At 40.7% G+C, this 25,537-nt stretch carries 15 protein-coding genes; 12 read left to right on the plus strand and 3 right to left on the minus strand.

Annotated elements, in window-relative coordinates; translation table 11 throughout:
• Positions 1–70 precede the first annotated feature (70 nt).
• From B2107_RS07355 to B2107_RS07370, 4 genes are all read left to right on the plus strand, one after another.
• On the plus strand, positions 71–3,250 hold the full coding sequence (locus B2107_RS07355; protein WP_293954579.1) for a SusC/RagA family TonB-linked outer membrane protein: 3,180 nt from the start codon (positions 71–73) through the stop codon (positions 3,248–3,250).
• A 104-nt stretch (positions 3,251–3,354) separates the two neighbouring features.
• Complete coding sequence (locus B2107_RS07360; protein ID WP_293954581.1) at positions 3,355–5,415, plus strand: RagB/SusD family nutrient uptake outer membrane protein; 2,061 nt, start codon at positions 3,355–3,357, stop codon at positions 5,413–5,415.
• A gap of 156 nt (positions 5,416–5,571) precedes the next feature.
• Positions 5,572–6,384: a DUF3823 domain-containing protein gene (locus tag B2107_RS07365; RefSeq protein WP_293954583.1), complete on the plus strand. Its 813-nt coding sequence runs from the start codon at positions 5,572–5,574 to the stop codon at positions 6,382–6,384.
• A 139-nt stretch (positions 6,385–6,523) separates the two neighbouring features.
• Complete coding sequence (locus tag B2107_RS07370) at positions 6,524–8,701, plus strand: hypothetical protein (protein ID WP_293954585.1); 2,178 nt, start codon at positions 6,524–6,526, stop codon at positions 8,699–8,701.
• A gap of 234 nt (positions 8,702–8,935) precedes the next feature.
• Here the strand turns inward: B2107_RS07370 and B2107_RS07375 are convergent, their stop codons facing one another.
• On the minus strand, positions 8,936–9,703 hold the full coding sequence (locus B2107_RS07375; RefSeq protein ID WP_293954587.1) for a response regulator transcription factor: 768 nt from the start codon (positions 9,701–9,703) through the stop codon (positions 8,936–8,938).
• 2 nt (positions 9,704–9,705) lie between these two features.
• Positions 9,706–12,861, minus strand: coding sequence for a ligand-binding sensor domain-containing protein (locus B2107_RS07380; RefSeq protein WP_293954589.1), 3,156 nt, complete (start codon positions 12,859–12,861; stop codon positions 9,706–9,708).
• 175 nt (positions 12,862–13,036) lie between these two features.
• Between B2107_RS07380 and B2107_RS07385 the strand changes: the two genes are divergently transcribed.
• The 6 genes from B2107_RS07385 (at position 13,037) to B2107_RS07410 (ending at position 23,162) form a co-directional block, all read left to right on the plus strand.
• Positions 13,037–14,197 (plus strand): aldose epimerase family protein, encoded by a 1,161-nt coding sequence (locus tag B2107_RS07385; protein WP_293954591.1) that lies wholly within the window; start codon positions 13,037–13,039, stop codon positions 14,195–14,197.
• A gap of 200 nt (positions 14,198–14,397) precedes the next feature.
• Positions 14,398–16,443: a beta-L-arabinofuranosidase domain-containing protein gene (locus B2107_RS07390; protein WP_293954592.1), complete on the plus strand. Its 2,046-nt coding sequence runs from the start codon at positions 14,398–14,400 to the stop codon at positions 16,441–16,443.
• Positions 16,444–16,481: 38 nt separating this feature from the next.
• Complete coding sequence (locus B2107_RS07395) at positions 16,482–18,326, plus strand: glycoside hydrolase family 2 protein (RefSeq protein WP_293954594.1); 1,845 nt, start codon at positions 16,482–16,484, stop codon at positions 18,324–18,326.
• A 90-nt stretch (positions 18,327–18,416) separates the two neighbouring features.
• Positions 18,417–20,891, plus strand: a complete 2,475-nt coding sequence (locus tag B2107_RS07400; protein ID WP_293954596.1) for a glutaminase family protein — start codon at positions 18,417–18,419, stop codon at positions 20,889–20,891.
• Between the two features lie 41 nt (positions 20,892–20,932).
• Positions 20,933–22,033, plus strand: a complete 1,101-nt coding sequence (locus B2107_RS07405; RefSeq protein ID WP_293954598.1) for a family 43 glycosylhydrolase — start codon at positions 20,933–20,935, stop codon at positions 22,031–22,033.
• A 67-nt stretch (positions 22,034–22,100) separates the two neighbouring features.
• Positions 22,101–23,162, plus strand: coding sequence for an acyltransferase family protein (locus B2107_RS07410; RefSeq protein WP_293954600.1), 1,062 nt, complete (start codon positions 22,101–22,103; stop codon positions 23,160–23,162).
• Here the strand turns inward: B2107_RS07410 and B2107_RS07415 are convergent.
• A complete protein-coding gene (locus B2107_RS07415) occupies positions 23,154–24,095 on the minus strand; it encodes an alpha/beta fold hydrolase (protein ID WP_293954601.1) in 942 nt (313 codons plus the stop codon). The two genes, B2107_RS07410 and B2107_RS07415, sit on opposite strands and share 9 nt — an antisense overlap.
• Positions 24,096–24,414: 319 nt before the next feature.
• Here B2107_RS07415 and B2107_RS07420 point away from each other — a divergent pair, with 319 nt between their 5' ends.
• Together B2107_RS07420 and B2107_RS07425 are read left to right on the plus strand one after the other, a co-directional pair.
• The gene (locus tag B2107_RS07420; RefSeq protein WP_293954602.1) at positions 24,415–24,972 is read left to right on the plus strand and encodes an RNA polymerase sigma factor; all 558 of its coding nucleotides are present in this window, start codon (positions 24,415–24,417) and stop codon (positions 24,970–24,972) included.
• 12 nt (positions 24,973–24,984) lie between these two features.
• The gene (locus B2107_RS07425; protein WP_075993453.1) at positions 24,985–25,323 is read left to right on the plus strand and encodes a hypothetical protein; all 339 of its coding nucleotides are present in this window, start codon (positions 24,985–24,987) and stop codon (positions 25,321–25,323) included.
• Positions 25,324–25,537 lie beyond the last annotated feature (214 nt).

The raw sequence follows: 25,537 nt of genomic DNA on the forward strand, positions 1-25,537 counted from the left end.
CAAAACCGAGCCTAAACGCTCATGAAATACTTCAAATAGCACAATCACTAGTTAAAACCAATTTATTAAGATGAAAAAGGATATAGGGAAATCGAGGCGGCGAATCAGCACACTGCTTGTGCTGATGGCGCTGGGTATTCCGTCCATCGGATGGGCCCAACAACGGAATGTCAGGGGAAAAGTATTGGATAGTAACAATAAGCCGATTGCTGGAGTGACGATATCGGTTCAGAACGCAGATAGTCGTATAGAGACAACGACTAACGCGGACGGAAGCTATTCTATTAGTGTTCCTGAAGGTAAAAAACTATTATTTAAATCCCTCGGCTTCAGTGCAAAGGAGGAGGTTACAGACGGGAAGTCTACGATTAATGTCGTATTGCAAAGCGATGACATGCAGCTGGAAACAGTTGTCGTAGTCGGTTACGGTACGCAGCGTAAACAATCCCTGACCGGTGCCATTGCATCTGTCAAGGGGACAGAAATGAGGCAGACGAAAAACGAAAATCCACAGAATATGCTAACTGGTCGCGTGGCCGGTGTACGTGTTTGGCAGAAGAGTGCAGAGCCAGGAGCTTATAGTGCTAATTTTGATATACGTGGTATGGGAGCTCCCTTAGTCGTAATTGACGGGGTACCCCGTACAAGTGAAGACTTTCAGCGTCTGAATCCAAGTGATATTGAAGACGTTTCGGTACTGAAGGATGCATCGGCTGCTATTTATGGGGTGAGGTCGGCAAATGGTGTTGTACTGGTAACGACAAAAAAGGGAAAGGAAGGGAAGACGATCGTCAATTATAATGGATCTTATACTTTTCAAAGGCCTTCGGGACTACCTGTATTGGCTGATGCAATCAGTGCCATGACGGTGTATAATGAGAAATCCATGAACAATATCAATGGTGGTAGTCCCATATATACCGAGAAGGATTTTGAAGATTTTAGAAATGGTACTCGACGTTCGTCCGATTGGACAGGTCTGATTTTTTCAAAATATGCGCCGCAGACTCAACACGATGTTAGCTTTTCTGGTGGAAGTAATAAAGTTCAATATTATATTGGGGGAGGTTATTCCTACCAGCAAGGCTTTTTTAAATCAGGTGATCTCAATTATAATAAATACAATTTACGGTCTAATATTTCGGCAGAATTAGCTAAGGGATTGAAACTTGACTTAAATATCAGTGGCATGGCCGATCAGCAAAATAATCCTTACAACAGTGCTGTTGATATCATTCGGAATTATTGGCGTCAGGGTGTATTGTTTCCTGCATACGCAGATCCCAACAATACCTTGTTAAATTATGAGGGACTAGATTTAGAACAAAATACAGTCGCGATGATGGATGCATCTATTTCCGGCTATCGCAAATTCAAAAAGAAGACCTTTCAATCTTCCGCCGCGTTGAATTATGAGCTGAGTAATTTATCTCCTTTTCTTCAAGGATTTTCGGCAAAGGCATTAATTAGTTACGATTACCGTGCAGATAACAATTCCCTATTCAGAAAAGAATATTATCAGTATGCGTTGAATAAAACAACGGGTAAATATGATCAGAAGCTCTATAACTTGAGTAGTCCAAATCAAATGAAGCGGGAGTTTTATGATAAGCAACAGGTATTGGGGCAATTTATTTTGAATTATGATCGAACTTTTGGAGATCAACATAAGCTAGCTGCACTTGTCGGCTGGGAATCACAAAAAAACGATGGCGATAACTTCTATGGATTGAAAAATCTTGCTTTCGGTTCAGATCAATTGCTCGCTGGTGTAGAAGATGGACAAATGACTTCCATGTATGGTGGGATCGGTGACTATTATAATGAAGCGAAGTCTGCACTATTTGGACGTGTTAACTATGATTTTGCTGGACGTTATATTGCCGAATTCCAGTTTCGCTATGATGGATCTTCCCGTTTTGCAAAAGGGCATCAATGGGGATTTTTCCCTTCCGCTTCTGTAGGCTGGCGTATCTCTGAAGAGCCGTTTTTTAAATCGATCGACGCCCTCTCTTTTGTTAATCAACTGAAATTACGAGGTAGTTATGGTGTGCTGGGCGATGATTTGTCAGACTCATGGGATTTTGGTTGGGTACCGGGTTATGTTTATCCTGCAACCAGCGGAAATGCTGAAAATGGATACAACAATCAATATGCACCAGGCTACATTTTCGGTGATAAATACATTACGGGTGTAAGTCGAAAGGCTATCGCCAACGAGTTAATTACTTGGTATAAAGCGAAAACATTTAATGTAGGTTTAGATTTTGAAGGCTGGAACGGATTGTTCGGTTTTACCTTGGACTATTTTGAACGCACGCGATCAGGATTATTTCAACGGCGTACAAGTGAATTCCCTACAGTAATTGGGGCCATAGCCCCGATGGAAAATGCCAATAGTGATCGTCACATGGGATTAGAGTTGGAATTGAAACACCGTAATAAAATCAACGATTTCTCCTATAATATTCGCGCGATTGCCACGGTGACTAGAAATAAATATCTCACAGCTGTTCAAAATGGCCCATATAAAAACTCGTACGACCGTTGGCGTAATGACAACTTCAACGACCGGTATCAAGGGATACAATTTGGCTATGAATCGGCAGGACGGTTTGAAAATTGGGACGATATCTGGAGTTATCCAATTTACAAGGAACGTGATGTATTGCCTGGAGATTATAAATACCTAGATTGGAACGGGGATGGTGAAATCAACGATCAGGATGAACATCCATTTGCCTTTGATCAGACGCCTTGGGTCAATTATAGTTTGAACCTCGAAACAGCGTATAAAAATTTCGATATGAACCTCTTATTTCAAGGCTCAGCTTTGGGTTCAATGGAATATAAGGAACCACTTTATGCAATATGGGGAACAAATGGAGGCGGAACCCTTGAACAATATCTTGACCGCTGGCACCCTGTTAATCCATTGGCAGATCCTTATGATCCCGCAACTGAATGGGTTCGGGGCTATTATGGTTTCACCGGACGATATCCAAAATCCAATTCTGAATTTAATCGGGTGAGTACAGCTTATTTACGTCTTAAAAGCATCGAATTGGGGTACACCTTTTCGAATTTAAAAACATCCTCATCAATGCGATTACGTGTTTATGCAAATGCTTACAATTTATTTACGATCACAGGCGTACGATATGTGGATCCCGAACATCCAGACGATAATTTAGGTCGGATGTATCCATTGAATAAAACCTATTCATTAGGCTTATCGCTTACTTTTTAGCAAGCAAAAAAATGTTCCAATGAAACCATCATAATTTATTCAATCTTATTGGGGAATGAATAAATCGGATAGCTTCATCACAATTGAAAAGCAAATTTATACAGATGAAAAAATTACTCATTATATTATCATTAGCTGGCTCCATCGGATTTGTAGGTTGTGCCGATCTGGATATCACGCCCAAAAATATTGTCACAGATCAAGATCTATTGAATACCCCAGCCGGTATGGATATCTACATGGCTCGGATGTACAGTCTAATGCCATTTGAAGATTTTAAATATATGGCACAATGGGGGATAGAGTTCAATGGTTGGCTGGCTGCGATTGGCATTGAAGGGACGGGCGAAGCTGTGACCAGGGATGGAATCAGTACTTCGTTTACGGGCGAGCGGACAGCGTATTGGGAAAGAGCGTTCGAATTACTTCGGGATGCCAATCATCTCATTGAAACTCTACCCAATTACAAGGATAAATTTTCTGAAGAACTTTATAATCATTACTTAGGTGAGGGATACTATGTTCGGGCAACCGTGTTTTACGCCATGGCACGACGCTTCGGGGGAATTCCTTTGGTGACGAAAGAACTTCAATATCCGAACACATTGGATAATCTGGAAATACCTCGTTCCAGTGAAGAAGATACGTGGAACCAAATCCTTAAAGACTACGATGAGGCGATTAAATTGCTTATGGCGAAGAGTCCTAAAACAGGTTATTCCAACAAGTTTGTAGCACTGTCTTTTAAGTCCGAAGCTATGCTTTATGCTGGAAGTGTGGCCAAATATAATGAAACTGTTTCTGGTCGCTTGACTGGTCTTGGAAGGAAAACTGGTGTACGGGTGATTGGTTTCGATGCCACCACAGCAAGAGCTGCATCACAAAAGTACTTTGAAGAAGCTTACGCTGCAGCTCGACAGGTAATAGTAGGTGGGGGCTATTCGCTGTATAAAAAGAAATGGGCAGCGAACGATAAAGATGCTCAGTATCAAAATATGGTGGACATGTTTAGTGACCTCAGTAGTCCGGAAAATATATACGTTAAACAATATGTTTATCCGACATTGACACATAGTTTTGATGCATTTAGTTCGCCCTTCACTTTTCGATCGCCACTTTCTGCGGGTACTTGTCCAACGGTAGATTTTATGGAACTGTTTGATGGATTTGACAAATACGCCGACGGAACAGTTAAAGTAACGACCGGACAAAGCAGCAAGGAGGGGGAATATAGACTTTACGACAAACCGATGGACTTCTTTAAGAATGCGGAACCTCGCTTGCGTGCTTATGTTATCTTTCCCGATGATATCTTCAAGGATCGAAAAATGGAAATACGGGCAGGCATATACACCGGTTCAGCACCCATAAAGCCATTGTTCACGGATTATTCTTATGCAAACGCGGATACACGTTATCAACAGCTGGATGCTTACACAGGCTCACCCAAGACGCTTTACCTGAGTCCAAGAGATGGTAGTGGTCAGCAAACTGTTGATTATAATGGACAAAAAATGAATGCTGCCGGAAACGAAGGGCCATTCTTCGATAATGGTGAAGCCACATTAACTGGTTTTTATGTACGTAAATGGCTGAATACAAATCCTGCAAAAGAAGTGGGGGAAGGGAAGTCTGATCAGCCTTTCATTTTAATGCGTTACGCTGAAGTTTTATTAAATGCAGCTGAAGCAGCTGTCGAACTCAAAATGCTAGGTGCTAATCCTGCTGATGGAAGCGACCCTTTACAGATAGCAACCAGTGCTGTCAATGAGATTCGCTCGCGGGCGGGAGCAGATTTGCTAACAGGTGCGATTTCCGGAGATAATACAGGAAGAGATATTGTACGAAGAGAGCGTCGCAAGGAACTTGCGTTTGAACATAAAGCAAAATGGGATTTGCGTCGATGGCGTGTGCTGCATTTTGAAGGCCGGAATGGATTTTGGGGAACACAAAAGGATAAAAATCTATATAGCAACAATGAAAATTTTAGGTTCAGGGGTTTATATCCATTTTTTTCCACCTCAACGGGTAAATACTTCTTTGATGCACGATTTCAATGGGTGAGTACCAAAACATTCCGGTATACACCTATAGACTATTATTTTGAAATTCCCGGAGGAGAGGTAGCGAAAAGTCCAGTGATTGACCAGCAACCTAACCGATAAACAAGTATGCTGTGTTGAGCGCTTCGAGGCGCCCGGCGCAGGTCACTTGTAAGGCCTGAAATTCTAATAACAAAGTGAATTACTGGTGGAGCAGCGTTCCGGAAAATAGCAGGCAACTAAATTCGGAACATTCAAACCATCACTAAACGTAAAGAGATGAAAAAAAGTATTTTCGGCGCGATAGGCATCATGTGTATGCTAAGTTCGTGCAGCCTTTTTGAGGCAGATAATTATGAAGCTCCTTCGGTGGCATTAAAAGGTATTGTGGTCGACGCATCGACCGGAGAACCCATATTGACCGATCAGGGAAGTGAGGGTATCCGTGTTCGATTAACAGAGCTGAGTTGGGGTGACAATGTGGAGCACAACCCTGATTTCTATTGCATGCCCGACGGGACGTTTCAAAATACGAAATTGTTTAAAGGTAATTATAATATCACTGTTGATGGGCCTTTTATTCCATTGGTACGTACCGATGGCGATGGGAAGGTGCTGTCAGATGACAGCAAAAACATGGAGCTGAATGGCTCTCATGAAATTAAGATGGAGGTGCATCCTTTTCTTAAAGTCGAATGGGTCGGAAATCCAGTTGTGGAAAACGGAAAGGTAAAAGCTAAGGTAAAAGTTACACGCGCCGTAACCGAACAGTTTTTTCGGGATATAATTGAACCTCTAGGAAATTACAATGTGGATTTTTTAAATGTGACAGATATACAATTCTTTGTCAGCTATTCCTCCACGGTAGGGTATAGAGCGCGAGATGAACGTTGGTCTAGCAAAATTGAGTATGGTGGCAATAGCTTTAACTCAAAATTGGGGCAGGTTATTGATCTCGAATCTGTGGGCGAAATCCCAAAAGGGCGAACGGTTTTTATTCGGGCAGCCTCGCGGATTAATTACGACACGCCTCGGGGGACGGGAACGCGAAGATGGAATTACAACGAAGCCAAAAGGGTCGATATTCAATAATCACATCTTTATCCATGTTGAGCGAGTCTGTTAAAATCATAGGCTCGCTCCTCATCTGCTAGATCTTATGGGCTAAACCTGTTGAATTGTAAGGGGAATATAGGCGTAAACTGTGCGTAGTAGAAATAGATAATAAATTATGATAAAAACGAACATACTTTCGCTAATGATGCTGGCGGCGCTGACGACGGTCGCTCAAAAGAAAGATCCGATAAAGACAACATTTCAAAGCTCCAGGGAGTGGCGTCCAACAATTGATAACCGGGCGGATGCGGTAATGGTCTATGGAACAGGAGGGAACCCTTCCGACAAATCCAGAAAGTTACCCTTTGAAGATCGTGTGAAATCTTGGCGTGATAAGGGGTATATTGCTCATTTTATGACGGGGATTGCCTGGGGCGAGTACCAAGATTACTTTACAGGGAAATGGGATGGGAAGATGCACCTGGATGAGGGACAGGTCGATGTCAAAGGCGACACCATCTGGCATGGTCATATGGTTCCATATATTGTTCCTAGTGAAAATTATTTAAAGTATATTAAGGAGATGCATATCAAAAGGGTCATTGATGCTGGCATCGACGCTATATTTATGGAAGAACCCGAATTTTGGGCACGTGCCGGATACAGTGAATCGTTTAAAAATGAATGGAAAAGGTACTATGGTTTTGATTGGCGACCGCAACACGAATCGCCCGAAAACACTTACTTGTCGAATAAATTGAAGTATGCTTTATATCTTCATGCGCTGAATGAAGTCTTTACTTATGCTAAATCTTATGGTAAAACCAAAGGGATGGACGTAAAATGTTATGTGCCGACACACTCTTTAATCAACTATTCGCAATGGATGATCGTTAGTCCCGAAGCAAGTTTGGCTTCTCTTCCCTGTGTAGATGGTTACATAGCGCAAGTATGGACAGGAACTTCACGTGAGCCTAATTATTTTAATGGCGTCGCAAAAGAAAGGGTTTTCGAAACGGCATTTTTGGAATATGGTGCTATGGAATCCATGACTGCACCAACTGGACGGAAGATGTTTTTTTTGACAGATCCGATCGAAGATTGGCCTCGGGATTGGGCCGACTACAAGAAAAACTATCAGGCGACATTCACAGCACAGCTTTTATATCCGAATATCGCCGACTATGAGGTGATGCCCTGGCCTGAACGTATTTATGAGGGACTGTATAAAACAAGTCCTAATAGTGATCAAAAAGAAAAAATACCAAGACATTATTCGACCCAAATGCAGGTGATGATCAATAGCCTGAACAGTATGCCCAAATCAACCAGCAAAGTCTCTGGGTCGACAGGGATCAGTGTGCTCTTGGCAAATTCACTGATGTTCCAGCGTTTTCCTACACATGAAGGATATGATGATCCACAATTAGCCAACTTTTATGGACTCGCCCTTCCTTTCCTAAAACGCGGGGTACCTATAAAAACAGTTCATTTGGAGAATTTAGCGGTCAAGAATGCACTCGCGGACACGAGAGTCCTGCTCATGTCTTATTCCAATATGAAGCCTTTAGCCCCTGAAGCACATCATCACCTCGCGGATTGGGTGAGAAATGGTGGCGTCTTGATTTACTGTGGAACGGATCTCGATCCTTTTCAATCGGTACAGGAATGGTGGAATAGCAATGGTAGACAGTATCAAAGGCCATCCGATCATCTATTTGAGCAGATGGGACTGAAGGACGAAATGGCAAAAGAGGGAAAATACAGGTATGGGAAAGGTACTTTGTACGTCTTACGATCCGATCCTAAGGAATTTGTGATTAAACCTGATAACAATCAGAAACTGCTGGATGTGACCAAGAATCTTTATGAAAGTATTGGTCGAGGGAAAAAGCTGCAATTTAAAAATTATTTTACACTGACGCGAGGCAATTACGATCTGGTCGCTGTATTGGATGAGAGTGTGAGCAATCAACCTTATCAGGTTAACGGAAACCTAATCGATCTTTACGATCCGGCTTTGCCTATTATCACGTCTAAAAGTATACAGCCGAATGAGCAGTGTTTGTTTGTGAATATCGATCACATAAAGAATAAACAACAACCACAGGTGTTGGCATCCGCAAGTCGTATCTACAGCGAAGTAACGGCTAATGATCGGTATTCATTTATTGCGAAAAGCCCGATTAACACGACGAACGTTTCGCGTATATTATTGCCTAATAAGCCAAAGCGTGTTTTGGTAGGGAAACGCGATGTGTTTTCGGAAGTAAATTGGGATACGAGAACAAACACCTATCTACTGGGATTTGAAAATAGTCCTGATGGTGTGCAAGTTGATATTGAATTGTAACATCCATGTCAAGATAAAAAATACCGATATGTATCACGAAAACATGCGCTGAAGTATGCTTTAATCGACAGATCCGATGCTAAAAAAAGGACCAGATTCCTAGCGAATCTGGTTCTCTTTTTATTTCAAATAGAAGAGTAATTTGAATTTAATTTCGAACAGATGTATTTGAAATCTTACATGTTTACCTAAGTTTAATATGTCTAGAATGGATGTTGTGGCTCAAGTAATAGGTCACTTCGATTGTGATTCCTGAAATTCAGTTGGGCTTTGGCCAAACTGTTTTTGAAAATTACGCGAAAAATGTGTTGCGGAACTGTAACCTAGTAAATTTGAAATTTCGTACACTTTATGCTGTTTTTGAATAAGCAGTTCTGCTGCTTTTCGAAGCCTGGTCAAATTAATCAATTCATTAGGGGAGAGGCTCGATACAACATTGATTTTGCGGTAGAGTGTAGGTCTACTCATACAAAGTATGTCGGCCATTCGGTCGACATTGAACTGTGGATCATCGAGGTGCTGCATAATAATTTCTTCAATTTTCAGCAGGAACTCCTGTTCACTTTGATTTTGGCCGATCTGTTGTATCTGGGACATTGGATTTTTGATAAAAAACTCCTTAACCTTTATCCGGTTTTTTAACAAACTAGCTATCTGCGCCCTCAAAAAAGCAGGCGAAAAAGGTTTTTCGATGTAAGCATCAGCACCAAATTCCAGCCCTTGAATTTTTGATTCAATACTATTTTTTGCAGTCAAAAGGATAACTGGAATGTGTGCATACGCGATGTTTTCCTTTATTCTTTGACAAAGCTCAAAACCATCCATTTCCGGCATCATTACATCGCTTACAATCAGATCGAAATATTCAGAAGCTAGTAAATCCAACGCTTGTTTTCCATTAGAACTCGTCGTTATCTGATAATCTTCATTGAGATCATCTGCGATGAATTCGAGTAGTTCGGTATGGTCATCTACTAGTAATAAATTGGATTTGGCATTCATAATTATGGATTTGTATTGTGATTCAAAGGTAACGTCAAAGTGAATACGTTCAATTGAAGGTCATTTATAGTATATAACAAGGTACCTCGATGTTTCAACGTTAGGGATCTTGTCAATGCCAAGCCCAGACCACTTCCAGGAACATTCTTATTTTGTTTTAAGCGATTGAATGGTTCAAAAATTCTTTCCCTTTCTTCTGAAGGAATTAAAGCGCCGTCGTTTTTCACGGTCAATATAAAGATATTTTTCTGTTTATCCATATTCAAATTTACCTCAATAAAAGATAAGGAATATTTAAGAGCGTTATTCAATAGGTTATAACATATCTTGTCAAATGCGTCCGCATCGATTTGACCGATAATATCAGGCATAATTTGCGATACAATCTGTTTCCCCTGCGACTGTAAAGTCACTGTAAAATTTCCGATGATTTCCTGAATCATCAGGCTGATGTTTTCCGATTCAAAGTGTAATTTAAACCCTTCCGTTTCGACTTTCCTAAAATCCAGCAATTGGTTGCTTAGGGCAATTAGTTTCTCCGTGTTGTTTTGCATGGTCAATAATAGTTTGTCGGTGACGGGATTATGATCTACCTTATCCATAAGTTTTTCTAGGGGCGCTTTGATCAAGGTCAATGGTGTTCGTATCTCATGCGCAACATCGGTATAGAAATTGATTTTTGAACGATAGAGTTCTTGTTCGCGTAGGTTCTGTACGCTTAAAAGATGTTGTCGATTGCGTTGTTTGATCTTTTCATTAAAATGATAAATAATAAATATAATCAATGCAGCGGCTATTAATGCATAGCAAATAAAGGCTGGTAAGCTTGCCCATATAGGTGGAAGAATAGCGATTTTAAGACTAGCAAAAGTTGGGATTGTATTACCATTGGGGTCTTCTGCTTTTACTGTAAAAATATATTTTCCGGGAGAAAGTTTGGTAAAATATGCACGTTGATTACTTGTAATGTCTATCCATTTGTCGTCAAGACCCTCCATCTTATAACTATAATGAATAGAATGGGGGGCTTGGTAATGTAAAGCTGCAAAATCAAGGCTGAAGGATGATTCGTCGTGTTTTAGTTTTATATTCTTAGTGAATAATATTGATTTGGATAGAATCTTGGGATCGGTATATTGATTGATCGCTCTGTTGTTGATGTAAAAATTAGTGATATAAATCGGTATTTGATTCTTATAGTTAATTTGGTTTAGCTTTTCGGGATTAAAACGAATAAGCCCATTGATGGTACCAAAATAGAATTTTCCATTGTCGTCATTAAAAGATGAATTGTAATTGAACTGGATAGTCGGGAGGCCTGACTCCAAGTTGAAAATCCGTTTTCTACCATTGGGAAGGTGGTAGCGTACCAAACCCTTAGAGGTACTCACCCAAAGATTCTTTTGTTTATCTTCTAAGAAAGCTAGCGTCACATTACTCGGCATTCCTTCTGCTAGACCAATGTTTTGAAAACCCTCTTGATTTAATTTTTTCTTGGCCATTCCGCCTTCTGTGGCTATCCAAATCTGCTGTTGAGAATCTTCAAATAGGCTATTGATTCTATTATTTGGCAAGGAGCTAGGGTCGTTCTGCCGATGGGTGTAATGTTTGAAGTAACGCGTCGTCGGGTGATAACAAAATAGGCCATCTCGCCACGTGCCTACCCAGATGTTACCCTTTTTATCTTCTAAAATACTTGTGTAAAACATGTATTCTGGAACATTGTTGATGAGGTGGAATGATTTTTTATCAAAATCAAAGCGGTATAATCCACGGGTTGAAGCCACTAGGATATCCCCCCGACGAGTTTTATAGAGATAAAAAAGAAAATTACTTTGGAGATCGGATGATGGGGTATTACTGTTACGGTCGATGTGATAGATAACTTTTTTAAGCTTGGGTGAAAAAATATCGAGACCATTGACGAAAGTGCCTATCAGCAATTTGTCGCCAATAGGAAGAATACCATGGATGTTGTTATTTGCCAGATTGCCTTGTTTGTCCGAGAAGTTTTGAATTTTACCCGATATGGGGTCGAGTTTTGATAATCCACCGTTTTCAGTGCCTATCCAGATATTATGGTCGATATCCTTTTTTATAATGCGTACGGCAGACCCTTTTAAGCTCCCCGGGCGGTCCTGTGGTAGGAATTTTTCGATTATACTGTTGTTTTTATGATAGTAGTTGATTCCACCAAAATACGTTCCCAACCAGATACCTTCGTCTTTATCCTGTAGGATGTTATAAATAGCATTGTCGGATATGCCCCAGGGATTTTCTTGCTCTTTTTGAATATTGATGAATTGTTGAGTAGCTATTTGATAAATAAAGAGACCAGATTCTGTTGCGAACCAATATTCATGATCGTTTGGCTGTAAAATATCTCTTACATAGAGAAATTGCTTCAATTGTTCGGGGCCTAGTATGGGTTTAAGCGATTTGTCTTTGAATCGATAGCTGTATACCCCAGTTTTGGAAGTACCAATCAATAAGTCTCCTTGGTGATTTTCTTTTATTTTCTCAATACTAAACCAATCTTTAGCACCATATTTTGCTTGAAAGTCGAGCATAAGCACAGGGGTTCCCGAAGCATCTATTTGGAAAATCTTCCCTTCAGGAGTGCCGAAAAACACAGTTCCGTTTTTCGTGCAGCTGATGGATGTAATGTACAGGTCTGATTTAGTCAGTTGTCGAATTTCCTGACTGATCAAATCATGGAAATAGAGCATTCCGTTGGATATAAACCAAATCTTTTTGCGTTGATCGGTAATGATAACAGGGACATCTGCATTTTCAAATTGTTTGCTCAAGAGTCTAAATTCTTCATCCACAGGATCGTAGCAATAGATTCCCTGATCTGTACCAATCCATATTCTTTTTCGAAAGTCTTCTGTTAACGAAATGATGTTGTTGCCACCCAGGTTGTTTTTCCCAACGCTAGCGGCATTAAAATGTTTGAAATTATTGCCATCAAAGCGATTTAGCCCATCTTTCGTGCCGAACCAAAGAAAGCCCTGACTATCCTGCATACTACAGATGACTGCATTGTTTGACAATCCTTCATTAATTTGATAATGATTAAAATAATAGGGCTGTGCATAGAGCAAGCGCGGAAGCAGCAGAAACAATACAACGCGTAGAAACCTCAGGTTGATCATGATTATTTGGTTATTGATACAAAATAGTGCTAAAATGAAACAATTTAATCTTAAAGTATCTCAAAAATTTAAGACTTTAGCCTATGTATTGTAATCGCTAAAATTATAAAAAAATCTAGAAATGGACACAAGTTCTATCTAAGTAAAGATTATAAACCATTTTAAAATACGACGAATGAAAGGAAAAATGACCTTGCTTGGTCTTTCTGCAATGCTCGCTTTTTGTGTGTCTTGTCAGCAATCGACTGTCTCCAAATCTGCAAAAGCAGATTCTTTATCGGGCTTCATGGATACCGCACAGTTCAGCGGAACTATTGATCAAAAACAGGCTTATCTATATGAACTAAGCAATAAAAATGGCGTACAAGCTTATTTTACCAATTTTGGCGCTCGTTTAGTCGGATTATGGGTGCCTGACAATAAGGGTAAGTTGTGCGATGTTGTTTTGGGTTTTTCTAAAGCGGCTGATTATAATAATCCCAAAGAACCATTTTTCGGTACTATTGTAGGGCCTTTTGGTAATCGGATTGCTAAGGGAAAGTTTAAGTTGGATGATAAAACTTATGCATTGGCGGTAAATAACGGTCCTAATACACTGCATGGTGGTTTTAAAGGTGTGCATTTCGCCCATTGGACATTAAAATCGTCAGATAAATCGTCTCTTACTTTTGCTTACACCTTACCTGATGGACACGAGGGTTTTCCAGGAAACATCCAGATGGAAGTGACTTATACGCTTAACGATAATAATGAATTGATGATTGCCTATCGTGCTACTTCCGATAAAAAGACGGTGATCAATTTGACCAACCATGCTTACTTTAATTTAAATGGTGAAGGAAGCGGTACAATTCTGGATCATCAGCTTCAATTGTTTGCGAATGAATACACACCAGTGGATAGTACACTCATACCAACAGGACAATTAGCATTGGTAAAGGGAACCCCTTTTGATTTCACGAATTTAAAGTCGATTGGAAAGGATATCAATGCCAATGATCAGCAACTGAGCTTTGGAAAGGGCTACGATCATAATTTTGTATTGAGTAGAGAAAAGGAAGGAGACTGGTATAAAGCGGCCCATGTGATTGGAGATAAATCAGGTATTGTTATGGATATTCTGACCGCAGAACCTGGAATACAATTTTATAGCGGTAATTTTATGAACGAACAAGTGCAATTGAAGAATGGAAAAAAAGATTCCTTTCGTACGGCCTTTTGCCTCGAACCGCAGCATTTTCCGGATGCCCCAAATCAGCCTAATTTTCCAACAACTGTCCTTAACCCTGGGCACGTTTATCAGACAAAATCCCTGTATCGTTTTTCGGTAAAGTAATACATATTTAATAGTGATTGGTTTGGAAGTGCACCGCTGTGAAGTGGTGCGCTTTCTTCATTTTATAGGCTTAAAAGGATTTTTCAATTGCGTTTTATTGATTTGATACAAATAGGCAGTTTTTTGAGAAAAATCAAACATCCAACTCATTCATTAAACCTTATTTTTGGATAATCTGTTATAAACTAATCAAGCCAACAATGACGAAAAAAATCGGTTTATTATCTTATTTGATTGGAATTTGTTTTCTAAGTTCAGCGCAAAGCAATGTAGTAATTACTGTTGATCATCTGCCGGCGGAGGGAAAAAATTTAAGCTATATTAATAACCGATTGCCTTTAAAACAAAATGCCTTACTGAAGTTACCGGTGGGCAGTATCGTGCCAGAAGGCTGGTTAGGGAAGTACCTCGAGTTGCAAAAAGATGGTCTTACAGGCCATTTGGGAGAAATTAGTGCCTGGTTGTCCAAAAAAAATAATGCGTGGTTAAGTACGGATGGGAAAGGAGATTATGGCTGGGAAGAAGTTCCTTATTGGTTAAAAGGCTACGCTAATTTGGGCTACATCTTGAAAGATCCTAAGATAATAGCAGAGTCAAAAATCTGGTTAGAGGCCGCGCTAAAAAGCCAGCGTCCTGATGGATACTTTGGACCATTGATCCTGCGTAATAACAAACCCGATCTTTGGGGGAATATGTTGATGCTATGGTGTTTGCAGTCCTATTATGAATATAGCGGTGACCAACGTGTCATAACGTTGATGATCAATTATTTTAAATGGCAGGCCAATTTGCCAGATAGTTTTTTTCTCAAGGATTATTGGGAGAACAGTCGTGGTGGTGATAATTTGCTATCCGTATATTGGCTTTATAACAGAACACAGGGTAATGAATGGTTGATGGATTTAGCAGATAAAATTCATCGGAATACAGCCAATTGGCGGCAGAAAGATGATTTGCCCAATTGGCATAATGTCAACGTAGCGCAGTGTTTTAGAGAGCCAGCAACCTATTATCTGAAAAGCCAGTCGACTACAGATCTTAACGCAACCTACGATAATTTTCATTTTGTCAGACAAGTATTTGGTCAGGTTCCGGGCGGCATGTTCGGGGCCGATGAAAATGCACGTCCGGGATATACCGATCCCCGTCAGGGAGTGGAAACCTGTGGAATGGTGGAGCAGATGGCTTCCAATGAAATCCTTCTCGGGATAACAGGCGATCCTTTTTGGGCGGATCATGCGGAGGAAGTTGCTTTTAATACCTACCCAGCCGCTGTGACAGCCGATTTTAAAGCATTGCGCTATATCACGAGCCCTAATATGACTATCAGCGATAGCCATAATCATGCTCCCGGGATTGATAATAATGGGCCATTTTTAATGATGAACCCTTTCAGTTCACGTTGTTGTCAGCATAATCACAGTCAGGGTTGGCCATATTATGCGGAGCATCTGTATATGGCAACGAATGATAATGGTGTTGCGGCAGTACTTTATGCCGCATCAAAAGCTGAAATCAAAGTCGGAAACAATCAATCCATTCAGATCAGACAAGAATCCAATTATCCGTTTGAAGAATCGCTGCGATTTGAAATAGGCACACAGGGTAAAACAGTTGATTTCCCCTTTTATCTCCGTATACCTGCCTGGGCGAAACAAGCCAAAGTAACGGTTAATGGTAAAAGTCAGGCTATAGAAGCTGGAGCAAAATATATTCGGATTGAACGGAAATGGAAAGACGGCGACAAGGTCGAACTCTCCTTACCGATGACCATAGATCTGAAAACATGGACGGCCAATAAAAATTCAGTTAGTATCCAGCGTGGACCATTGACCTATGCACTCAAAATCAAAGAGAATTATGTAAAAAAGGATAGTAAGGCTTCAGCAATTGGAGATTCTAAATGGCAGGAGACTGCAGATCCATCAAAATGGCCATCTTATGAAATCCTTCCTGCAAGTGACTGGAATTACGGACTTGTACAAAATCAGCTACAAGCTGTTGACCAACTAAAAGTGGTCAAACGACCATGGCCTAAAGATGCATTTCCTTTTGACGCAGAAGCAGTACCTATTTCGATTCTTGTGAAAGCGAAACGTATTGATGGATGGAAAATTGATGAAAATGGACTAACGGGCGTATTGCCTCTGAGTCCGGTGGAAAGCAAGGGTGCGGTGCAGGAAGTTGAACTGATTCCCATGGGAGCAGCACGTTTGCGCATTGCTGCTTTTCCAACTGTAAAATAGTATAAATACGATATAAATAAATGACTTAACGATTTTTTATGATGAAGAAAACCTTACTTTTTGCCAGTTTGATGATGGCAGCACAATTGAACTTTGCTCAGGATTGGAAACCCGCAGGGTCACATATATTAACTCCTTGGGGCGAGAAAGTAACGGCACAAAAGCCACATCCTGAATATCCAAGACCACAATTAACCAGAACCAATAACTGGCAGAATTTAAATGGGCTATGGAAATATGCTGTCACTCCAGTAGGTACTAAAGAGATTCCTCGTCAATGGGACGGAAATATCCTTGTTCCTTTTGCTATTGAATCGGCATTGTCCGGTGTTGGTAAAGAGGTCGGGAAAGATAAAGCCTTATGGTATAATAATACTATAACATTGGACAAGTCTGTCCATAAAAATAAGGTCCTCTTGCATTTCGGTGCCGTAGATTGGCAATGTGATGTGTATGTAAATAACCAATTGGTCGGAAGACATGAAGGTGGATTTGATCCATTTTCGATGGATGTGACAAGCTTCCTAAAGAAAGGAGCGAAACAGGAAATAGCCATTCGGGTATGGGATCCGACTGATGATGGTCCACAACCACGGGGTAAACAGGTGAACAAGCCGAATGGTATATGGTATACACCAGTGACGGGAATTTGGCAGACCGTTTGGTTAGAAAGTGTCCCCCAAACGTACATTGTGCGTACCAAACAGACGCCGCGTCTGGACGATGGAGTCTTGGCCTTTCAGGCTTCCGTAGAAGGAAGTCAAGCCGGTGACGAAATAAAGGTGCGTGCATTGGATGGCGGAAAGGTTATTAAAGAACAAACCGGACAACCGAATACATCTTTCGATTTTTCGGTACCTAATCTGGAGCCATGGTCGCCAAGTAACCCTAAGCTCTATGATCTAGAAATTCAGCTGATTCGAAAAGGAAAAGTCGTAGATCAGGCGAAAAGCTATTTTGCCATGCGGAAAATAGCCATGCAGAAAGACGAAAATGGCGTTCAACGTTTAATGTTAAACAATAAGTTTACCTTCCAATATGGTCCATTGGATCAAGGCTGGTGGCCAGATGGTCTACATACAGCACCTACGGATGAAGCGCTGAAGTTTGATGTTGTCAAAACAAAGGAAATGGGATTCAATATGATCCGTAAACATATCAAAGTAGAACCGGCGCGCTGGTACCGTTACTGTGATAGTATAGGTATGCTGGTCTGGCAAGATATGCCTAGTGGTGATCTTGGCGGAAACCATTGGGATATGCAACCGGGAAAGATTTCTGGAGGAAATAGGGATAAAGTACGTTCGCAGGAATCTGAGGGGTACTACAGAAAAGAATGGAAAACCATTATGGAAGTGTTGCATAATTACCCAAGTATTGTCATCTGGGTGCCGTTTAATGAGGCTTGGGGGCAATTCAAAACGAAGGAAATAACGGAATGGACAATGGCCAATGACCCTTCAAGACTCGTCAATAGTGCCAGCGGTGGTAATTTTATGGAAACTGGACATATCTTGGATATCCATAATTATCCCGATGCAGCCATGCCTGATCCAAATTTATTCGGCGCCAAACAAGTGCTTGCTTTGGGTGAATTTGGTGGCCTGGGATTACCGATCGATGGGCACTCCTGGCAGCAGAAAGACAACTGGGGATACCAAAGTTTTAAAAATAAAACGGAATTATTGGAGCGCTATAAACGCCTGATCCATGACTTGACACGTCTAATTCCTATGGGATTGTCTGCCGCTGTTTATACACAGACAACAGATGTGGAAGTAGAAACAAATGGTTTGATGACCTATGATCGTAAAGTTGTCAAAATGCCTGAAGCAGAATTGAACGCTGCACATCAGGCGCTTTATCATGCACCTACCAAATAATTGATAGCGATATGGCCGCAACTCGGGTTGCGGCCTAAATTTATCGCTGAAAATATACCTGTCAACCTAAACCTATTTTATACAAAATCAATGAAATTAAAATTACTAATTGCAACGGCTATTGTATGTCAATCGGTATCGTCGTTTGCACAAAAACAAGTCTTTAAGAATGATCTTCGCGCGCCTGCCTATCCTTTAGTAACAATTGACCCCAATACAAGTGCCTGGTCCTATAGCAACGAATTGAATGCGGATGTTGTACGCCATTGGACCGGAAAATCCTTCCCCTTATTGGGCGTCCTTAAAGTGGATGGGAAATCCTATCGCTTCTTGGGTAAAGAAGAAGCTGAACTCTTGCCTTTGGCACGGCTGGGTGAACATGCGGCTTGGACCGGAAGTTATGTTGTCAATGAACCCGCTCCGGACTGGATGAAACCTTCATTTGATGCACGGCAATGGAAGACGGGGGCAGCGCCATTCGGTACCAAGGATAAAGAACCCAATGTGGAGACTGATTGGCAGGAACCTAAAATTTGGGTTAGAAGGGAAGTTGAACTGAGTGAGGATCTTAAGGGCAAATCCGTATATATCGAATTTACACATGACGATGACGCTATTTTGTACGTCAACGGGATTGAGGTTGCTAATACAGGCAATTCAACAGGTAAAAATAGTCGGGTCAAGCTGCCCGATCATGTCGTGAAAACGTTGAAGAAAGGAAAAAATATACTCGCGGGTTATTGCTATAATAGGGTAGCGAACGGATACTTTGATTTTGGACTCTTTACAGAAAAAGAAGGTAGTATTCAATTTGACAATGAAGCGAAGCAGATTGTTTCCAATGTGCAGGCAACACAAACACATTATTCGTTTAACTGCGGGCCGGTCGATTTAAATATTACATTTACTGCACCGATGTTTCTGGATAAATTGGACTTAATGGCGAGACCCGTAAATTATCTTTCCTATACGGTCCATGCGAAGGATGGCAAGAAACATCAGGTGCAACTTTATTTGGAGGCAGCACCAAATTGGGCACTGAATTCTCCACTTCAAGATGCTGCAAGCAGTTCCTTTGTTTCAGGAAATCTCCAGTTTGTAAAGACAGGAAGCAAAAGCCAGCAGGTTCTAGGAAGGAAAGGTGACGACCTACGGATAGATTGGGGATATTTCTATATGGCTGGCGCAAAATCAAAGACAAAGTCCGCGGTCGGAAGTAGCCATCAATTACGGTCTAATTTTCTGAAGAGTGAAAATAGCTCTTCTTCAAATGGAGGGCAACAATTGGCACTGATGCAAACTTTTGATGTCTCATCAAGCTACCAGGATAAGATCTTGTTGGGGTATGATGACCTGTACTCCATCCAATATTTTGGACAAAATTTACGACCTTATTGGAATACCAATGGAAATAGTTCCATTGAGAAACAATTTGAACTGGCCGACAAAGAGTATACTGCTCTAAAAAAGGCTGCTGATAAATTTGATGCCGAATTATGGGCTACAGCTTTGCGTAACGGAGGTGAGGACTATGCCGCATTATGTGCCTTGGCCTATAGACAGGCAATCGCCGCCCATAAACTTGTAAAAGCACCCAATGGCGACCTGCTTTTACTGTCCAAAGAAAATGATAGCAATGGGTCAATAGGAACTGTTGATGTAACCTATCCTTCGGCTCCGATTTTCCTTTACTATAATCCGGAACTGGCAAAAGCACTAATGAACGCCATTTTTTATTATAGTGAAAGTAATAAGTGGACAAAACCTTTTGCTGCGCATGATGTTGGGACCTATCCTTTGGCGAATGGCCAAACTTACGGTGGGGATATGCCTGTCGAAGAATCGGGAAATATGTTGATATTAACTTATGCTTTAGCGAAGGTCGAAGGAAATGCAGCTTATGCCAAAAAACATTGGAAAGTGTTGTCCACTTGGGTAGATTATTTAGTAGATAAGGGCCTTGACCCTGAAAATCAGTTGTGCACAGATGATTTCGCGGGCCATTTTGCACATAATGCCAATTTATCAATTAAAGCTATTTTAGGTATTGCATCTTACGGTTATCTAGCCCAAATGCTTGGTGAAGAGGCTACAGCGAAAAAGTATCTGACCGAAGCAAAAGCAATGGCTATGAAATGGAAAGAGATGGCTGAAGATGGGGATCACTATAAGCTGACTTTTGATAAAACCGGAACCTGGAGCCAAAAGTATAATATGGTCTGGGATAAATTGCTTAAGATGGAGATTTTTGACCCCTCTATTCGTGAAACTGAAATTAAATACTATCTCGGCAAACAAAATAAATACGGACTTCCCCTGGACAATCGTCAGCCTTATACCAAAACCGATTGGATTATTTGGACGGCGACCATGGCAAATGACAAGCCTACCTTTGAGGCATTTTTAAAGCCAGTCTACCATTTTATGAATGAAACAAAAGACCGTGTTCCCATGTCGGATTGGACGTATACAGATTGTCCTAAGAGAGCTGGATTTAAAGCAAGATCCGTTGTTGGGGGCTATTTTATCAAAATGTTGGAAGAGAAATTGGGAAAAGCAAAATAGCTTTTCCTGTGATGAAGAAAATAATATAAAAAAATAATAAGATGTTGAATGCAATGTTGTTCAGATATTGGATCGGCGGAGTTGCCGTACTGAACTTGTTGAGCTCCTGCGGAAGCTCTCCAGGTTCAGTTAAGCAGTCGGCTCAAATAAGAAATGCTACGGCTCAGCATAAGACCTACAGCAATCCGGTTTTTGAGCCTATACTTGCTGATCCTACAGTCGTTAGAGATCCACAGAGCAAAATGTTCTATGCGTACGGGACAGCCGACAATTGGGGCGACGGAAAGGGACAGCGTTTGGTGTCTATTCTACAATCGGCTGATCTTGCTCATTGGACCTGGATTGGCACGGCCTTCAGCTCAAAACCGAGCTGGAAAGCCGAGGGGGGAATCTGGGCACCAGATGTGGTGAGGTTAAATGGAAAGTATATCTTATATTATGCTTATTCAACATGGGGAGACCCCAACCCCGGTATCGGTGTAGCCCTAGCAGATAGACCGGAAGGCCCCTTTATCGATCAAGGTAAACTTTTTGATAGCAAGGAGATCGATGTACCGAATTCAATAGACCCTTATTTTTTTACAGAAAATGGGGAGAATTATCTGTTCTGGGGTAGTTTTAGTGATGCGAATACGCAGGGTACCTATGGTGTTGAACTCGATGAAAATGGGACCGCGGTACCCGATTTAAATAAAAAATTTAAAGTTGCTGCTGGGGATTTTGAAGCTGTCGTGATCCATAAACGGAAAGGATATTACTACTTTATCGGATCCAAAGGCTCCTGTTGTGAAGGAGAAAAAAGCAGTTATCATGTTCTTGTGGGTCGATCTCGCAAGCTGAAGGGACCTTATATCGATCAAGAGGGCCGCAATCTTACACAGCGGGGGAGTGGAACGTTGTTGTTAAAGGGAAATGATCAATTTGTGGGAACAGGTCATACTTCGCGCATTATTACAGACGATAAGGGAAAAGATTGGATACTCTATCATGGTATGGATCTAAAGCAGCCTCGTGTTGCGACGGGGGGAAATCGCCGGATGCTATTTTTGGATCAGATAGTCTGGGATAAGGACTGGCCCAAAATTAAAGGGGCAACCAGCAGTGTTGCAGTGCAACGGGCCCCAACGTTTAATTTTAAATAGAATTTTCAATAGCTAGTAGCGGATAGCCTACCTTTGTCGGTCTGGATTTTCACTTTCCATAAAAAATATGATACATCAAACGAAGAAACATTTTGAACTTCTTGACGCCATGCGTGGGGTGGCCGCAATTGCAGTCGTACTGTTTCATTTTATGGAAATTGCACAGCCGGATTATCGCAATAGTTTTATTCCACATAGTTACTTAGCCGTTGATTTCTTCTTTTGTTTATCGGGTTTTGTAATTGCCTATGCCTATGATCAAAAGCTGGCCACAATTGGTCTAAAACGATTCTTTCTCTTGCGTTTGCTAAGATTGCACCCATTGGTTATAATCGGTACATTAATTGGTTTATTGGCATTTATTTACGACCCATTCAGTAATTTGGCCGCCTCATTTTCCGTCTTACAGAAGATAGGGATGTTCATTAGTGGGATAACCTTGATCCCATACCCAGCTGTACCAGAGCGATATTTTAATCTTTTTCATTTAAACCCACCTACATGGTCGCTATTTTGGGAATATATCGCCCATATAGCCTATGCTTTGATACTGGTACGGATTCCAAAAAAGGTTCTTTGGGGAATAGTGATCCTAGGTGCGGCAGCGCTATGTGCTGAATCATTTCGTTCCGGCTATTTAGCTGTAGGTTTTGGGGCAGATAATTTTTGGGCTGGGGGAATCCGTTTATGGTTTTCATTTTCAATGGGACTACTTATTTTTAGGTCGAACTGGACTATTTCGAACAAGCTACCTTTTTTCAGTATTCTTGGTCTGCTTGCTGTCGTATTTTTCATTCCGTTTTCTGATGTTTATGGTAAGTACATCGATCCTATTGTCGTTATCTTTTATTTCCCTTTATTGCTCATGCTAGGGATAGGAGGACTACCTGTTTTTTGGGGGGGCAAGAAGTTATGTAAGTTCTTAGGTGATATTTCCTATCCGCTCTATATCATTCATTATCCATTTATCTGGATTTTTATGAGCTATGTGGAACTCCATCACCCATCGAATAAGCAAATGGCTGTGATCATTATAATTGGAATGCTGTCGTTGATTTTTTTAGCTTTATTGGTCTTTAAATATTTAGATGAGCCTATTCGGAAATATTACAGCCGGAAACTAACCTAAATGGCGATGAAGCCAGGTACTGATGAACTGGAATACCTCCATTTTGCAGTCTTCATTTAAAATTTCATGCCGCATGCCTGCATATAATTTGATGGTTATATCGGTCTGGCCCTGTGCAATTAACTGCGCTACGCTCTTTTCAACGCCCATTCCAAAATCTCCAATTGGATCATCCTGTCCGCTGATAAATACAATTGGAAGATTATTTGGGATATTCTTGGTAGCTTCGATATCTGTCGCTTGTAGCGAAAGTTCCAACACGGTATGAAATCCATTGTTGGTAAACAATCCCCCACAAAGTGGATCTTCCAAAAATGAAATACGGTTTGTCTCGCTTACGCTTAACCAATTGCTGTTATTTTGGTTGGGCTCGTTCTTGAAGCGAGCATTGTTGCGTTTGTCAAAAATACGGTTAATCAATTTGCTTCTTCTTTTGGGGGCAATACTATTGAGCAGCGTGAGTAAAAGGCGAAAAGCTGTTGAACCTTTTTGACGTTGGCCTGAACCCACGATAATGGCCCCCTTAAATTGTATTCCTTTTTTCTGTAACACGCAACGTGTAACAAAAGATCCCATGGAATGCCCTAAAATAAATTGAGGCAGTTGCGGATATGTTTCTCGCAAGAAATTACTCATTGTAATGGCGTCATTAATGAGTTGCTCCTTAGCCCTATGCTGTTGAAAATACCCCAATTGATCCGCATCTAGAGCTGTCTTTCCATGGCCCAATTGATCGTAGGTTAAAATCGCAAAATGCTGTGTAGCCAGATAATTGGCCAATTCTTGATACCGACCGCTATGCTCTTGCATACCGTGGACGATAAGAATCGTAGCCACTACAGGAGGATCTGTAGGCTCGTAAAAGTTATACGAAATTTTATACTTATTTTCTGCCGTATGAATGGCATAAAAACCTGACGATAACCTATTCATGATGCGTTTTGTTATTTATTTTAAACTAAGACAAATTAATGGAATTTGCAAGGTCAGTATTTCTTTATAGCTCTCAAGAACATTACGCATATTGCCTAAAGCTGAGACAAAAAGAGTAACGCGATTAATTTTGTGGTTTATACATATTTTTTTAGATTTTACTTAATTTAGACTATACAAAGTGTATACGAAACAAGAAGATAAAACTGACATGTTGTTCATGATGCGGAGTGAGCGGGAAGAGATTGATGTAAATAATTTAAAGTAAAAGTTTTGCTGGTTCGTCTAGGCTGCTATGGACATTGCATACCAAAATCATATGGCAGAGAAAAATTCCAGATCATTTACGGATACCGTTAAGACTTATGGGAGTCAGCTGCTGCGTTTTGTTAAGGGGAAAGTAAAGAAAACTGAGGATGCAGAGGATATCTTACAGGAAGTTTGGTATCAATTTAGCCGTTTGACCAATATGGATGAACTGGAGAATGCTGGGGCCTGGCTTTATGCCGTTACACGCAATAAAATTACCGACAGCTATCGAAAAAAGAAAAGTGAATCACTTGATGATCTGATCGCAGGCGACGATGATAGTGAGCGTTCATTTCCTATCCGTCAGTTTCTTTTAGCTGATGACTCCAACAATCCCGAGCTAAAATTATTTAAGGATATTTTTTGGGATGAACTGATGAAAGCATTGGACGAACTGCCAGAAAAACAAAGACGGGTTTTTATGTTGAATGAATTGGAAGACAAAACGCTTCAAGAAATTGCCGTGATGGAAAATGAGCATTTAAAGACCATCATTAGTCGCAAAGGGTATGCAGTGAAGCATCTGAGAGTACGGTTGCGGAGTTTGTATGAAGAATTAAAATTTTAAAAGGATTAAGCTATGAATGGAAGAATGAATAGACAGCGAAAGGGTAAATTCGCTTTTATGTTTGTCGCTATTATCATTGGTGTTTTTTTGTTGGTAGCCTTACTACAATATTTATGGAATACATTAATGGTTGATATTTTCAATTTAAAAACAATTACCTATTGGCAGGCATTAGGACTCTTTGTTTTGTCAAGAATTCTGTTCGGCAGGGGTTTTGGTAAACCTGGAGGGGGGAGATTTCGAAAAGGTTTTCCGCGTCAGATGGAAAAAGGAGAAGATCTTTCCGATGAGGAAAGGGAGCGGTTGCGGGAAGAATGGAAGCGTCGTTTTGGAGGACGATGTGGATTCTAAAAAAAGAATAAAAATTTTAAAGTAAAAACTGTTGTTGGGCGTCTTCTTCTATAAAGGCGCCTTTTTTTATGTCGGTATCCTGATGCTAAGGAAATAGCAGAACGCGATGTTCTGTCAGAATGGATGTTGGCTACAATAATTAATTACAAATATGAAGGTCAAGAAGAAGTACAATTTCAGACAGATAAAGATGTGTACTGATGGAAACCTTTAA

Origin of the sequence: Sphingobacterium sp. UBA7855 (assembly GCA_002500745.1) — a bacterium.
In the GTDB taxonomy this organism is placed as follows: domain Bacteria; phylum Bacteroidota; class Bacteroidia; order Sphingobacteriales; family Sphingobacteriaceae; genus Sphingobacterium.

Bases quoted from the DNA above. Each gene is read 5' to 3' on its own strand.
- B2107_RS07355 (WP_293954579.1), top strand. From the start codon at position 71: ATGAAAAAGGATATAGGGAAATCGAGGCGGCGAATCAGCACACTGCTT.
- B2107_RS07375 (WP_293954587.1), bottom strand. From the start codon at position 9,703: ATGAATGCCAAATCCAATTTATTACTAGTAGATGACCATACCGAACTA.
- B2107_RS07400 (WP_293954596.1), top strand. From the start codon at position 18,417: ATGAAATTAAAATTACTAATTGCAACGGCTATTGTATGTCAATCGGTA.
- B2107_RS07365 (WP_293954583.1), top strand. From the start codon at position 5,572: ATGAAAAAAAGTATTTTCGGCGCGATAGGCATCATGTGTATGCTAAGT.
- B2107_RS07385 (WP_293954591.1), top strand. From the start codon at position 13,037: ATGAAAGGAAAAATGACCTTGCTTGGTCTTTCTGCAATGCTCGCTTTT.
- B2107_RS07410 (WP_293954600.1), top strand. From the start codon at position 22,101: ATGATACATCAAACGAAGAAACATTTTGAACTTCTTGACGCCATGCGT.
- B2107_RS07420 (WP_293954602.1), top strand. From the start codon at position 24,415: ATGGCAGAGAAAAATTCCAGATCATTTACGGATACCGTTAAGACTTAT.
- B2107_RS07405 (WP_293954598.1), top strand. From the start codon at position 20,933: ATGTTGAATGCAATGTTGTTCAGATATTGGATCGGCGGAGTTGCCGTA.
- B2107_RS07360 (WP_293954581.1), top strand. From the start codon at position 3,355: ATGAAAAAATTACTCATTATATTATCATTAGCTGGCTCCATCGGATTT.
- B2107_RS07415 (WP_293954601.1), bottom strand. From the start codon at position 24,095: ATGAATAGGTTATCGTCAGGTTTTTATGCCATTCATACGGCAGAAAAT.
- B2107_RS07370 (WP_293954585.1), top strand. From the start codon at position 6,524: ATGATAAAAACGAACATACTTTCGCTAATGATGCTGGCGGCGCTGACG.
- B2107_RS07425 (WP_075993453.1), top strand. From the start codon at position 24,985: ATGAATGGAAGAATGAATAGACAGCGAAAGGGTAAATTCGCTTTTATG.
- B2107_RS07380 (WP_293954589.1), bottom strand. From the start codon at position 12,861: ATGATCAACCTGAGGTTTCTACGCGTTGTATTGTTTCTGCTGCTTCCG.
- B2107_RS07390 (WP_293954592.1), top strand. From the start codon at position 14,398: ATGACGAAAAAAATCGGTTTATTATCTTATTTGATTGGAATTTGTTTT.
- B2107_RS07395 (WP_293954594.1), top strand. From the start codon at position 16,482: ATGATGAAGAAAACCTTACTTTTTGCCAGTTTGATGATGGCAGCACAA.